Origin of the sequence: Collimonas arenae (assembly GCF_001584165.1) — a bacterium.
Taxonomy (GTDB): Bacteria; Pseudomonadota; Gammaproteobacteria; order Burkholderiales; family Burkholderiaceae_D; genus Collimonas; species Collimonas arenae.
Genome location: NZ_CP013233.1, coordinates 1,098,630 through 1,112,216 on the forward strand (window position 1 = coordinate 1,098,630; position 13,587 = coordinate 1,112,216).

At 55.0% G+C, this 13,587-nt stretch carries 8 protein-coding genes; 3 read left to right on the plus strand and 5 right to left on the minus strand.

Annotated elements, in window-relative coordinates; all coding sequences use genetic code 11:
- Nucleotides 1-157: 157 nt before the first annotated feature.
- The 4 genes from CAter10_RS05195 to CAter10_RS23405 form a co-directional block, all read right to left on the minus strand.
- Complete coding sequence (locus tag CAter10_RS05195; protein ID WP_128082987.1) at nucleotides 158-1,369, minus strand: hypothetical protein; 1,212 nt, start codon at nucleotides 1,367-1,369, stop codon at nucleotides 158-160.
- Entirely contained in the window at nucleotides 1,366-9,642 is an 8,277-nt protein-coding gene (locus tag CAter10_RS05200) for a hemagglutinin repeat-containing protein (RefSeq protein ID WP_061532579.1), read from the minus strand. The genes CAter10_RS05195 and CAter10_RS05200 overlap by 4 nt, the downstream gene beginning before the upstream one ends.
- A gap of 252 nt (nucleotides 9,643-9,894) precedes the next feature.
- A complete protein-coding gene (locus tag CAter10_RS23400) occupies nucleotides 9,895-10,950 on the minus strand; it encodes a ShlB/FhaC/HecB family hemolysin secretion/activation protein (protein ID WP_236905496.1) in 1,056 nt (351 codons plus the stop codon).
- Nucleotides 10,947-11,717 (minus strand): POTRA domain-containing protein, encoded by a 771-nt coding sequence (locus CAter10_RS23405; protein ID WP_236905497.1) that lies wholly within the window; start codon nucleotides 11,715-11,717, stop codon nucleotides 10,947-10,949. Before CAter10_RS23405 ends, CAter10_RS23400 begins: the two co-directional genes overlap by 4 nt.
- On the opposite strand from CAter10_RS23405, the gene CAter10_RS22295 reads away from it, so the two are divergent.
- A complete protein-coding gene (locus CAter10_RS22295) occupies nucleotides 11,700-12,089 on the plus strand; it encodes a hypothetical protein (RefSeq protein WP_128082988.1) in 390 nt (129 codons plus the stop codon). The genes CAter10_RS23405 and CAter10_RS22295 overlap by 18 nt on opposite strands.
- A 201-nt stretch (nucleotides 12,090-12,290) precedes the next feature.
- Here the strand turns inward: CAter10_RS22295 and CAter10_RS05210 are convergent, their stop codons facing one another.
- Nucleotides 12,291-12,578, minus strand: a complete 288-nt coding sequence (locus CAter10_RS05210; protein WP_164840419.1) for a helix-turn-helix domain-containing protein — start codon at nucleotides 12,576-12,578, stop codon at nucleotides 12,291-12,293.
- Nucleotides 12,579-12,833: 255 nt separating this feature from the next.
- On the opposite strand from CAter10_RS05210, the gene CAter10_RS05215 reads away from it, so the two are divergent.
- Both CAter10_RS05215 and CAter10_RS05220 read left to right on the plus strand, forming a co-directional pair.
- Complete coding sequence (locus CAter10_RS05215) at nucleotides 12,834-13,061, plus strand: ribbon-helix-helix protein, CopG family (protein WP_061532581.1); 228 nt, start codon at nucleotides 12,834-12,836, stop codon at nucleotides 13,059-13,061.
- 123 nt (nucleotides 13,062-13,184) lie between these two features.
- The gene (locus tag CAter10_RS05220) at nucleotides 13,185-13,427 is read left to right on the plus strand and encodes an Ogr/Delta-like zinc finger protein (RefSeq protein ID WP_082797799.1); all 243 of its coding nucleotides are present in this window, start codon (nucleotides 13,185-13,187) and stop codon (nucleotides 13,425-13,427) included.
- Nucleotides 13,428-13,587: the final 160 nt, after the last annotated feature.

The following is a 13,587-nucleotide window of genomic DNA, read 5'->3' on the forward strand; positions in this document are numbered from 1 at the left end:
TTAGTAATAGGGAAAAAGAACTGACCACAGAACACATACATAAAACACATATTTAATTTTTCTGGCGATGCTTCGTAACCAAAATACTTCGACAGTCTCACTATCAAATACAGAAGCCACGGTGCGGCAATCGCTTGCAAATTTGCAAATAAAATTTTCATTTTTTACTCATTTCAACCGGCATCGATGGGACAAACGATCCGCCGCCCTGCACAACATTTCCAGCCGTAACACCACCAATAGCAGGAATAGGATTTATGCTCTGGAGAAGCGCGGGTAGCCCGGGCTTAAAAATCGGGAAATAATTCGATAGAGAATTTTGTACTTTTAAACCAGCAAATGCACCCGCGGCACCAGCAGCCCCACCTACCACCCCACTCCACACCAAACTATTATTGTCTCCATAAAAAAGATTCTGAAATAGCCCATTGGTTGATCCATTCATAATACCAAGAACACCATTTCCAAGAAGTCCCGTATTCATGCCAAGCGGCGTTAAAAGTGCTCCCGTCAATCCGGCCACCATACTTTGCCCTATTCTAATTTGCCCATTATTTTGCTTATACTGGCCTGCGGCGTCCGCTATCGTACTTAACCCGCCACCAATACCAGAAGCAATTGCACATGACCCAGGATTTATCATGCAATAGTTGATGGTATTAGTCGTAACCCCAGGGGCTGCTCCCACCACCCCTGGTAAGAGAACCAGTGTCCCCGCCGCAGCCGCCGCGTTAAGTGTTTGATTTAGCACTTGCAAACGCGCAGCTTGATCGCTATTAATACTGCTCCCAATACTCTGCCCTGAAGGCCAATTTTCAGTACCCTGCAATCCATAAATGGGCGAATACGCATACATATCAGGATTGGCCTTCTGAGCCGGCGTCGCATAGAACATGTAACCTGGGCCACTATTACCTTCGGCTGCCAACAAGCCATGTGCCTGACTTAAAAATGCTCGGGCATTCGGATCTTCAGCACCCGGCGAACCATTCTGGACTTGACGGTCTGCCTGTGCGGTCAATGCCTGCTGCGCCTGATCAAGAGAAATGCCTTGCTGCGATGCGTAACGTGCGGCGTTCGATTTGATCCACGCTTTCTCATCTTGGTGCAACTGCCGGTTATTTTGATCTGCAATCAACGCAGCGTTCGCGCCGGTCGTCGCGCCCTGGATTCCACCTCCAGCCAATGCGCCCGACGCAGCCCCGACCAAAGTCGCCCCCAGATTCATCATGTCATTAAAAGCTCGCGTCCCTGGCGTATAGCCTTGACTGACCAGATAGTCGCTCATAACCGGCACCATCGCTTCATGCGTCATACCCGCAACAGCACCAGCAGCAGCACTACCCCCTCCGATCTTGGCCTCGATCAATCCGACGATGCCGTGCAAAACGATCTTTTCCTGGGAGCCATCAGCCCAATTATTTTTAGTGCGATATCGCCAACCATACCGCTCAACGCTGCACCGGCCAGGTCTGCAGCACGCTGATTCTCTTGTGCTTTCTGCTGCTGCGCCTGCAAATCCTGCGCTTGTTGCAACGTCAATGTATTAGTCAGCGACTGATTCGCCGTGGCCGCATTACGACCGGTCAGGGTCGTTGCATTGGCCTGGCTTTGCGCATCCTTCGCGGCGTCACCAGTGCCAGTGATAGTGACATTGGCCGGACTGATCACGCTGTTAGTGTTACTGGTCTGATCGCCGCTTTTCGGCATACCGACACTGCCGTTCAGATTGCCCAAAACATTTGCGGTCAGATTACTAGCGACACTACCGGTCGAAGCGCTGGCGCTGACGCTCTGCGAATCGGTATGTTGCGTATTGGTCAGATCGCTATAAGTCAAACTAGCCGTCTGCAGACTGTTTTGATCAGGCGTGGCAGCACTGGTAATCGCCGCGCCTCTCAGGTCGGTGTTGCCCTTGACGTTGATATCGAATCCGCCGCTGCCGGCAGCAATGCCGCTTTGGCCGACCGCACTTTGATAGTTGTGGTCAACGGTTTGCTTGGCGTAGCTGACACTACCGCTAACCATCTGGCCAGTGCAAATCGGCGGAACGCAGATACTCAAACTAAAGCCGCCGCTTTCCTGCTTGCTGTCAAAATTGCTGGTGTTTTGCAAGGTCCAGATATTGAGATCCCCGCCTACATCGGCAATGACCTTATTGCCGGCCAGCTGCGCACCCTTCATATTCAGATCGCCACCGCTCTTGACACTGAGCTGATTGGTGGCACTGATCTGCGTATTGTCGTAGGTCACCTCGGAGCCGTTGGCATGCCCCTTGGACACCGATGCGCCGATCTGGAAACTTAAACCGGTCTGCTGCCCGTTGGAGCCAAGGGTCGCGCCGATACCTGCGCTGCTACCGCTGTTCGAGGATTGCAGATTCGTCGTGCTTTGGGCCGCACTCAGATTGATATTTTTGGCGGCATCCAGACTGATATCCTGTGCCTGCAACTTGGCGCCTTCCATGCTGATATCACCTTCCCGGCTGGTGATGGCAATCGAACTCGCTTGCGCAGTAGTGCCGCGCGCCTGGGTTGCGCTGTTGTTGCTGTCCTGCTTACTTTGGCTAGTACCGAGATTCACGCTAATGCCGAAGCCAGCACCACCAGTACTAGGAGGCGCATCCGAATTCGGTCCGGCCAGGGCATTCTGTGTAGCCGATATACTGCCCTTGGCTGCATCTACAGCGCCAGGCAAATCACTCCCAAGCTTGTAGGCATCGTATCCAGCCTTGAGCGCCAGCGCGCCCTTCAAGCGATCATTGCTGGTGTTTTGGCTTTCGGTAGCCATGTCACCGATCTTGGTGAGCGCGCCGCCGATAGCCCCGGTCAAGCTGCTGCCCAAGGTCACGCTGTGGGTCTCAGCATGGAACTGGCTACTGCTACTGTCCTGGATGGCCTGCAAATCGACCGCATTGCCGCCGATGCTCATCTGGTTATTGGCCAGCAATTCCGCGCCCTGCGTGGTGACGTTGCCATGACCGGTTCCCTTGTACTGATTATCCAGGCCCGCCTGCATACTCAAATTTCCGCCATTGGCTGAGATCAAGCTGGTACTTTGCACGGCACTGGTGCCAGTGCCGTTCTGCTCCGCGCTGGTCTGGCTGTAATTGGTGAAACGGAAATTGAGACCACCCATCACACCGATGCTAGTGCCGCTGCTGTGGCTATCGCTCTGTGAGGTTTGTGTATTTGCTGCGGCCAGTACATTGATGTCACGCCCGGCGTTAATGCCGATGTTCTGATCGGCGGTCACGGCACTGGCGGTAATCGTGGTATCGCGTCCGCTACTGGTGTTCACGTTGGCGCCGCTGATGTCACTACCGATCTGGTTGACGCTAGTACCGTTCTGATGCTGATCCTGCGCACTATGCCCGAAGCTGACGCCAGTCAAGACACTACCCGAGAACCCGGATTTCGTTTCCTCAGCAGAGAAACTGTCCTTGCTCGTTTGCTGCGCGCTGACGATATTTAAATCGCGTCCAGCATTGATATTCAGATCACCTTGCGCAATCACCTGGCTACCCTGCACGTTGGTGTCACGACCTGACTGCAGAGCGATCCCAGCACCACCGTTTAAGCTGCTGCCGATGGCGTCCGTCGTGTTCTGATTCATCTGGGAACGGCTGGTCGATGATGACAGCATGCCGTGCGACGTGGTGTAAATGGCCTGATCGACGCTGCCAGTTTGCTGCGCCGTTCCAATATTGATGTCGCGACCAGCTACCGCTGTGAGTTGTCCGCCGGCATTGGCCGTCGCCGCTGCAGTGTTGATATCCTGCCCAGCGACGAGCGTCAACTTTCCGCCCGTATTGATCGCCGTACCGTTGGCCTGCGTCTGATTCTCATACAGGTGATTGTCAGCGTTGTAGGTGACGTTATAGGTGTTTTGCGTATTGACCGCCGTCAGGTTCACATCGCGCCCTGCCGACAGCGCCGCGTCCCCCGTGGTATTGACGTTCACCGCCGCCAGATTGATATCGCGTCCGGCCTGAATCGACAATTGATCGGCATTGACACTGGCAACCGGTCCCAGCACCGTGTTCGTCCCTTGCACACTGGTCGCTGAGATCGCGTCGGTGCTCATTGTCACGTCACGCCCGGCCAGAATACCGACACGGTGACCGGAAATACTGCCGCCATTGTTCAACACGTCATTCTGTGCGACCAGAATGGTCGCACCATTGGCCCCGGTACTACGGATATCGCCGGTATTGGCAATGTCCGTTGCCTGGATGATCATGTTGTTCGATGCTTGCAGCGTACCGCCATTTTGCAACGTACCGTTCACCTTCAGATCGATATCTTTACCCGATATCAGTGCCCCAGTCGGCGAAATGTCGCTGGCGTCTGCTCGGGTCAGATACACCACCGGCGCCAGCACTTGCGTATGCGTGCCATCCGGTAACGTCACATCGGTCGACACCATCCAGACGATGTCAGAGGTCAATGCCGCCATCTGCGCATCGGTCAGCGCAATGCCGGGCGTGAGCTGAAACTGTTTTGCCGTTGCCACGCCAGAGTCCATCAGCGCCTTATATTCATCCTCATTGCTGGCATGGCCGTCCAGAAAGCGCTTACCGGTCAATTGGGCGATCTGGTTGGTAACGGTTTGTGCCTCATAGAAACCGTCGCCCAATCGCTTTTCTGTGGAGGCCGGATTAACGCCCAAGAGACCCAGCATGTAGTTGCTGGAGAGGAAATTGCCGTAATTGGTAAACTTCGGATCGGTCTCAATCAGATAGGGCTGATTCGGTTGCGTATGTATGGTGTAGAGCTGGTTATTCGGCAAGACCAGATTCGGCAACGGTGCTTGAGGTGTCCCGAGGGTCTGGTGACTGCCGGTCGTACTGGTGACTTTGCCGGCGCTGCCACTGGCGGTGCCAACCGTATTGGCATTGGCAGCCCCCGTTGTCAGACCTGACTGATTAGCGCCCAATTGGAGAGCACCCACACTCGGCAAGGCGCTGCCGCCCACGCCATTGCCGACCGCCTGGTTCGGGCCGGTCACCGGTTGCGTGTTCTGCTGCACGGTCCAGACCTGCAGGGCCAATGGGGTCGACGGCAGATTCACATCATAAGCCGCGCCGTTATTGTCATACGTGTAGTAATTCTGATGCGGATGGCCGCTCACCCAATGGTAGTAATTCTCGCCGGCGGTCATGTGGTCGACCGTATCGATGGAACCGGTCGCACCAATATTATTGATGCTACCCACCATGCCGCCCAAAGTCCCGCCGGCAATGATTGTGCTCTTGTCGTTGGTCACATTGCCCGACAAGGTCATGTTACCGGCTGAGCTGATCTGGCCGGGATCGCTGCTGGTGACCACAGTTTTAGAAACCGTCTGCGTATAGTCCTTCTTGTAGAATTTCTCGAAGCGGTTGCCATCCGGTATCACCAGCACAATCCCACCATCACCGCTGTCGCTCCAGGTGACTTGACTCGGCGTGTACCAGGTCGTGGGCGCGGCCCACTGCGCATATTCGGTCACGTGCGTGGTTTGGGTCGGGTCGACCTGCTGGATTGTCGTGAAGTGATTATTTTGATTCAACAGCGACGCCGTCTGCAGCGTCAACGCGCCACCGGAATTAATGGTCGCCGAACTGTTTACAATACTGGCGGCACTGCCGGTCACATTGTTGTTGGCGTCGAGCGCGCCACCCATGGCCATATCGCTCAGGCTCTCAATCAACGCATGTTCGCGGTTGGTGATCTGCTGCGCACCGATTTGCAGCGTATTGCGCGAAGCGATCACGCCGGCCTGATTGGTCGTCGTATCGACATCGTTGGTCAGCGTCTGCGCACCCAACGCAATATCGTTGCCGTAGATGCGGCCTGTGTTGATGATCGCATTGGACGAATGAATGACCGTCTCACCATTACCGGCATTCATTAAGCCACTGCTTTGATTATCGACATTGGCTGCATTTAAGGTCAGATTGCGCACTGCCTCCAGATTGCCGGTATTGGTCAGATTACCTGTGGTCGACAACGTCAGATCACGGTTGGCGGTAAGTAAGTTGCCGGCGGTGTTGGCATAATCTCCCTGCAGGCTGATGACGGCATCCTGTTGGGCCACAACTTGACCATTGCCGACCAGCGTCGGCGCCGTCAGCGTCAAATTATGAGCGCTGGCAATGGTCCCCGCTGTGTTATCGAGATTGCCGCTGGTGGCCAGCGCAATATCGCCGCCGGCATTGGTGGCAAGCAGACCAAAGATATTCGAGAAGCTGGCGACACTCACATTGACAGGGCCGCCGGCAGTGATACGACCGCCAACATTGGTCACTGCCGCGCCCGCTTGATTCAGTTGCAGGCTCTGGCCTGCGTACAGGTTACCGGCATTGTTGTTGACGTTGTTGCTGGTATTTAAGGTTAAATTTCCGGCGGCGATGACCTGCCCGTTGCTACTATTGTCCAGATTCGTACTGGTCAGCGTCAGGTCGCCATTGCCGCCGATGGTGCCCATATTGGGTGTATTGGCCGCATTGGTATTGGTGATCTGACTACCGCCGTTGATTTGCGTTAAACCTGTGCCGCTATTGGCAATCCGGCCCGACGTGTTATCCACACTGGCGCCAGAGACTGTCATCGTCGCCGTGCTGCCATTGGCCTCAATACGACCGTTGGCGTTGTCTACGGCCCCCGTAGCAATGGCCGATAGGTCTGTGCCGCTTTGGATCACGCCATAGGAATTGGTCAGCTGACCATTCGACTGCAGAGATAACGCATCTTTTGCGTACAATGTCCCGCCGGTGTTATCGACCGGGCCAGCGTTGATCGTTGCAGAACCGGCGCTACCGATAAAGCCACCGACACCATTGGCGATACCGTTGCTGATGCCTTGCGCTGCCGTAATCGAGAGCGGTGCGCCGCCCAGGCTTTGCACGGTTCCTGCGGCATTGGAGAGGCTGTTCGCGTTGACCATGAGGCCGGATTGCGTGCCTTCGATTTTACCGGCGGTATTGTTGACGACCCCTGCCGCATTCACAGTCAACTGACTGCCGCCCAGATAGCCGCCGGCGCTGTTGTCGATGTCGCCCTGGGTAGCTGCAATGGTCGTGGCCTTCTGACCGAACATGCTGCCGCCCTGATTATCTATAGATAACGCCTTAACATTGGTCACACCGTTGCCACCGATGCTACCTTGCTGATTCTGTAGCACGCCGCTACTAGCGCTAACCGTCAACGTTCCACTGCCTGCCAAGGCAATTTGCCCGCCGGCGTTGTTCAGCGTCTGCGGGGTCAAGGTCAGATCGGCGCTATTGGTCTGAATCACACCGCCGTTGCTGTTGTCGAGCGCATTGGCAACAGCAATGATGTTGGTGCCTGTACCGAATTGAGCGATTTGGCCCGCTTCATTGGTCAAGTCGGTAGCGTGGATCGTCAACTGATCCGCAGTGATTTTACCGTGCGAGTTATCGAGCTGCGGCACCGTCAATGCAACGGTCGACGCATTGATTATCCCGGCAGTGTTCCTGACACTGGCCGCATTGACTTGCAACGCCTGTCCTGCTGCCAGGTTACCGCCGCTGTTATCTAACGCGCCGCTGACGGTTGTTGTGAGATTGTTGCCGGCGCTGATCTGGCCGCTGTTGGACATGCTGGCAGCCGTCACAGAAACATCGCCATTGCCGCCGATGACGCCGCCTGCAGCACCGCCCGCGGTCGTTCCCGCTGTATTGGTCAATTGGCCAGTAGTCGTCAGCGTCAAACCGCTTGTATCGAGCGAGGTGATCCGGCCCGCGCTGTTGTCGATGGCGCCGGCTTGCAAGTTCAACGCCGACCCGGCTTGCAGCACGCCCTGGTTGTTCGACACGGCACCACTTGCAGCGATGTGTTCTGTACCGGCTGCAATCACCTGGCCGCGCTGATTATTCAGGCTCGATGCAGTGAGGGCCAACTGGCCACCAGTCGCGACATTACCAGCGACGTTGCTCACAGCACCGGCATTCACGGTCAATGTCCCCGATCCGGTATGGCTCAAACGGCCCGCGTCATTGGAAATGCTCCCCGCCTGCAGATTGACGTTTTGTCCGGCGGTCGTGATGACACCCGAGCTGTTATCCAATAGGCCGCTGGTGGCGATACTGGTCTCACCAGTACCCGACTGATTCAACGTCCCACCATGATTCGACAGCGTTGCGGAACTGGAGGTCAACTGCGCTGCACCGATGACGCCCTGATCATTGATCACGGCGCCGCTGGCGCTGAGGGTTGCAGCGCCAGTGGCTTGCAGATTGCCGCCGGTATGGTCAATGTCGCCGCTGCGGGCCGTGACTGCGACCGTGCCGCCAGCGCTGGTCTGTGCATGCGACAGATCCACGCTGGCGCCGTTGATACCAATATTGGTGCCTGCCGTGTTCTGCCCTGTCGAGCTCAGATTACCCGCCGCAATCAAGGATAGATTGCCGCTCTGTGTGGCTTTACCGCTGGCATCGATACCAGCGCCCAGCACGCCCGTGGAGGCAATACTGCCGGCATACAGTGTCAGGTAGCCTTGTGCGGCAACCGTGCCGGTATTGGCGATCTGATTGTCGCTCGATAACTGTGCTGTTTGTCCGCTGTAGACCGTGCCGCTATTGACGATGCCGTCATGGCTGTGTATCGTCACCTGACCCGTGGCGCTCACTGGACCGGCAAGCGTGATCTTGCCCTGGCTGTCCAGATTCAGATCGCCCGCACTGGAGGCGATATTGCCCAGGCTTCTCACGCCCACACCACTCTCATTGGCTAACAGGTAGATCTTATTGGCATACATACCGCCAAGAGAGGCAATGTCCACCCCCAAGGCCGGTTTGTTGTTATCGCCTTGCAGAACCTTGACGCCCAAACCGTTGTAATTGACCTCGTTTGTTCCCACGACCGCATTGAGCTGGTTAGCCCATACCGGACCGTTGACTGCAATACTGCGCGAAATGAGATCCAGGGTATCGGCACTGGCAGCGTTTAAACCGGCACTGCCGATCTGGATATCTCCGCCGGTCACGTGAAACGTGCTGAGGCTGCCATCGGCAGCCAACACCGGTGTGCCTGTCGTCAGAATGGCACGTGATACATTGATATAACTCGCCGCTGTTCCCGCGCCACCTACCGTAATACCGTTGGGATCGGCAATCACCACCACGGCACGCTGACCAGCCACCTCAATTGTGCCGCCGATGACGGCACGATTGGTGCTGGTGACCTCATTGAGAATTACCGATGCGCTGCCGTTCGTCAAATTCGGGTTGCCCGGCACATATCCTGCCAACTGTGAATTAACCACTGTCGGAGAATTTCCAAGCACCACGCCTTTCGAGTCAATCGCCAGTTGCGAAAATTGGTTGTGACTGAGGCCAGACGAATTAGGCTTAGTGATCTGAACGAGGGGCACCCCATTCGGCGCCGTTGTGACAGTGGGTCTGCGCGAACCGGCGTTCGGATCGGCGACGATCTGGGCTGAGACGATGCTGACACAATTAAAAAGCATCGCCACGGTCACCGCCATCTGTGCGAAGCGCAGCAGCGGTGTAGTCGCGGTCGTCGCAACGGCGCTACCGGCGCCCGATGCTTTGCCCTGACTGGAGACGTTCTCCGCGACCGCCATCAACATGCCGCGGCTCTTATTGAAAATCACGCGGAAATTTTGGGTATTCATATTCTGTCGTCCAGTTCAGGTGTATCGATGGTGATAAATGTCGAACGTATTACTCAGCGCCTGCGCGTCTACGGCAAGTTAAACAAACGACCCCGTTCGGCAGAAACTGGCCGATGCTACGGATACGTCCGCACGGCCCAGCACAGCGTTGCATGGAATGATTAATCGGTGCTTTACTCGCCTGCGTGGCACGATGAAATGCCTCTGTTGCCCGTGGATGAGTATTCATATCTTCACATTCCCTTGCTCGAACTAATATTGATAGGCCAAGTTGAAACCAACAGCCGGCATCGTCGTATTAAAACCTTGTGGCTTGTATAGCGCCCAGCTGGAAAACACGTCGTAGGTCAGCCCGAACAAACCACCGCGCAGACCGACAGTCGCACCGGCCAGCTTGTTGCCAAGGAGGTTTGCGACGCTGGGGCCATACACCTGCCCATAGTCGAGGCCGACATACGCGGACTGGCCGCTGTTGGTGATCGGCAGATTCAATTCATTGCGCAGATAAAAGCCGCGCTCAGCAGCCAGCGTCAGCTCACCATCAAAGCCGCGCACGGTGTACCGATTGCCAATGCTGAATTGATCTGCCAGGTAGAGCGCGGAACGCGTCGTCTGGCCACGGAAGGTGCCGATATAGGTCAGCGGTTGACTGGCGATGTGGAAAGGCACGCTCAAGGTCGCATCGACCGTCTGCAGGCTGTAGTGGAGATTATTGGTGCTCGGATCTTCTTGCCCCGATAAATTGCGGGCATACGTCTGCCCATTGAGCCAGTTGACACCCCACTTCTGAGCGACCGTCAGATCGAGCTGAGCGTTACCGATGTAATGCGTATGTACCCAGGCCAGTTCGGCAAATGTGGTGTTACGTTCCTGCACCGCGATTTCGCTGTCCTCGATGTAGGCATGGTTCCAGCGTTTGCCGACGCGGAACTGCCAGCTATTCTTTTGCGCCTGATCGCGCTGGAACAGCTGGGCGATTTTAAGTTCCAGATTGCGTGATTTCCCGCTCGACACAAAGGTCTGACTCGCCTGAGCCACCTCTTGGTGATAATCATAGGTGCTTCCCGATACCGCAAAATTCCAGTAACCAGCGGGCACAGCGTAATACACATTGTTGCCATTGGTGCCACGCTGACCCGCCTTGCGCTGTGCATCGGTATTGATGCCGACGTTGAACAGATCGTTCAGCCCCAAAGGATTATCGACCGCCAGATTCAACCCTGCCTGCAGCTTGCCGGTTCCCTTGGCGCCACTATCATCAAACGTCCCGGTCAGCTTCCACGGCTTGCTGCGTTTGACCTGAATCACGACGTCACTCTCGCCCGGCACGTCGCCGGCACGATCTGCATATCGACATCCTGGCTCGGCACGCGCTTCATCTGCTCCAATCCCTGCTCCAGGTCGCGCAAGTTGAGCAACTGCCCGGAACCAGTTGGAAATGCACTGCGCCAGGTACCGTACAAGGTTGGATCAGAAAAACGAATCTCCCGGATTACGCCAGGAACCAATACCAGTTTCAACACGCCGCCGGTCAAGTCCTGTTCCGGTATGCCAATCCGTGTCGTGCTATAGCCGCGTTGCAGAATCAGATTGGTCAGGCGCTTGACGATCAGATTCAGGCCGCCTTTGCCAATACAGGCGCCATCGTATTGGCGTAGGTAGTCTTGGGCAAAGCGGAAGTTATCGAACGGAAGATCGCTTGCGCCAAGTGCATGAACCGCAGGCGATAATTGAGAAGGAACGTCAAGGACAAACTGGTGGATCGTGAAGCAAGGGGATTCACTAGGAATACTCAAGCCTTCCAGCGCTTCAGCTGCGGCCTTGTCTTCCAGACTCACGTTAGGCGCTTGCAACTGCCGCTGACGTTCCTGCAGATCGGCCTGATTACGGCGCCGCTGCTCTTCGCTCGACGGCGTTTGCACACTGGGGTCACGACGCCGCAACTCTTCCAGATCCGGCAACGGCGCCGTCTGTGCACTGCTGCTGTGGGCGGTGCCAGCCAATAGCAAAGTCAGGCCAATGCGCTTGGCAAGGCCCGATGGATACTGCCGCTTACGTTGAACGAACTTCCCCATGTCTACAGCTTTCTTTCTTTTTATTGCACTGGAAGAAAGAGTGTAGTGAGGAATGATCTGTTAAATGTTGTTGATTTACCAAATTTTGCAATTGTTCACTATTTTGGACGGAAGAATAACGAAAATAGTTTCGATAAAACAACACCAACTAAGAAGAAACAGATAAAAGCAAGTTTATCGCACCCAAACCACCGCACAAAGTGCGTCATTTTGCGTCAACCCGTTGCAGCCGATTTCCCGGCGAACCCCGCGCAGCTTGGAGGGTTGGCGCTTTACCCGTTTGCGTTAAAAGCACACCATTTAACGGGGCGGGCAGGCGAGGGGGGAACTGCGCCGCGCAGGGTATGTCGTGTCATTTTCTTGTCGCGGTAGGCGATTGATCTCAGATACAAAAAAGCCGCTCACAGAGCGGCTTGGATTGATGCTGGCAGTACGTTAGTTGCCGACGGCATGTATGTATGCGCCAGGCGCGTACTTGGCATACATACTCTTATCGAGAATTTGTGCGCCCGGACACCGGCTCTTTAATGAAGTTATATTGCATGCCACCGGGTTCGGCATTCATGCCGTTGATCATCCCAGTACCCCAGCTTTGCCGCGTTGATCCAGATTGCGATAGCCGGCCAGTAAATCCTTCTCAAATTGCGTTAATGCAGACGCTGCCTGTTCTCCTGTCAGGACGTACTGCACGTCCACTCCGATTGCCGCCAGCGCCCGTAAATACACGGCATCTGGCGAGCGTTCGTTTTGCTCATAGAGCGTTTGCGCACGTCGCTTCAGGCCACCTACAGCCGCAAAATCGTCCTGATTCATTGCCAATCGTAACCGTTCTTCCTTGAGGATTTCGCCAATTGATCTCATTTGAACTCATTGCTGGTAATTTCGTGAGCGACCATTATGCGTCCATTCGCGTGAGATGTGTAGTAACTAAGGTTTCATAAGGTATCACTTGTAGTTATTTGTACTCACTTGTAGTCGTTTGTAATCTCTATATATTTAACATGATCTCAAATAAGAGCTATATAATTATGCAACTTAACAACCACACCGATTCTCCGTATGAAAATTTGTTCTCCCCGCCGTTCCCCTGAAGATTGTCTACAGGCACCAATTAGCATGCGACTGAGTGCGAAGGAACTCGCCACCATCGAGGAACTTGCCGATGCCATAGGGCGGTCACGCGCCTCATTTATCCGCCGCTTGATTGTTCGCGGACTGGAGGCTTATGAGCTTGATCCACGCCACACAGTTCTTGACCGGTTGTACATACGGGACATGGCTGAACAAAAGGCGGAGGCTGCTGCGTCAATTTCTGCCGCCATCGTGACGGATGGTAAAGGCTGAACAGGATTTGCAGGCAGCGATGGCGATCAAAGCTACAGGATCGCGTCTGCTCGCGAAAATGGCGTCAACGATACGCAAGAGTTCTGTAATAACGGACATTCATCTTCAAACAAAGAACATTCAATGAGAAATATTGGTTTGCGCTGTCCCCATTGCTCGATCTTGCCGCGTGCCGTTAAAAGCCGTCCGATGTCGGCTTTGATGAAAGAAATTACGTATATGTGCCAAAACCCGGAATGTGGTTTCTGCTTTGTCGCCAGACTGGAAATCGCCCGGACCTTGTCCTTGTCGTCTATCCCGAAACCTGGCGTCAACGTGCCGCTGTCGCAACATATCAATTGGTCGGCAATTCAACAACTGCCTTAGGTTCCAGGACGCCGATGATCCATCCCACCATCCTGGCGCCGCCGTAATCACAGCCTAAGCAATCCCACTAACGAGTAGTCATTTGTCATGCCTGTCAGCAGGCATGCCGGCTTCGCACATCCTGAATAAAACAAGTAACGTTTATGCCGCACTATTTTAT

Excerpts from the sequence above, each read along its gene's own strand:
- CAter10_RS05200 (WP_061532579.1), bottom strand. The coding sequence starts at position 9,642 with ATGAATACCCAAAATTTCCGCGTGATTTTCAATAAGAGCCGCGGCATG.
- CAter10_RS23405 (WP_236905497.1), bottom strand. The coding sequence starts at position 11,717 with ATGGGGAAGTTCGTTCAACGTAAGCGGCAGTATCCATCGGGCCTTGCC.
- CAter10_RS05210 (WP_164840419.1), bottom strand. The coding sequence starts at position 12,578 with ATGAGATCAATTGGCGAAATCCTCAAGGAAGAACGGTTACGATTGGCA.
- CAter10_RS05215 (WP_061532581.1), top strand. The coding sequence starts at position 12,834 with ATGCGACTGAGTGCGAAGGAACTCGCCACCATCGAGGAACTTGCCGAT.
- CAter10_RS05220 (WP_082797799.1), top strand. The coding sequence starts at position 13,185 with ATGAGAAATATTGGTTTGCGCTGTCCCCATTGCTCGATCTTGCCGCGT.